Here is a 303-nt window from a genome sequence, read left to right as displayed (position 1 = left end):
TGGTGTGTGTTGGTGTTTGTTTGTTTTTGTTTTGGTTTGTGTTGTGGTGGTTGTGGGGGGGGGTGGGGGTTGTGGTTGTGGGGGGGGTGGGGGGGGGCGGCGGCGGGGATTATCACGGGATCCGTGGTGTTGGTGGAGGGGGGCGCGTGGGTGTTCTGCGCGGCCAGCTTCGTGGGGTACTCCCCGCCCGGCATCCTGTGCGACTCCCACCGCTAGGTGATGGGGAGGCGGACGGTCGACCCCCACTGACCGGGTGCGCCCGGGCCATCCGGGCCGGGCCGCACCGGCCCGGCCCACTCCCGC

Annotated in this window: 1 protein-coding gene; it reads left to right on the top strand. The window is 69.6% G+C overall.

The genetic code is table 11. From position 1 onward, the window contains the following. On the top strand, positions 1-216 hold a 216-nt coding region (locus tag PUR61_RS00295), incomplete at its 5' end, for a hypothetical protein (RefSeq protein ID WP_329874376.1). Between the last annotated feature and the right edge of the window lie 87 nt (positions 217-303).

Source organism: Streptomyces sp. BE20 (assembly GCF_036322525.1).
In the GTDB taxonomy this organism is placed as follows: Bacteria; Actinomycetota; Actinomycetes; order Streptomycetales; family Streptomycetaceae; genus Kitasatospora.
This window is presented reverse-complemented; position numbering and strand designations above follow the sequence as displayed.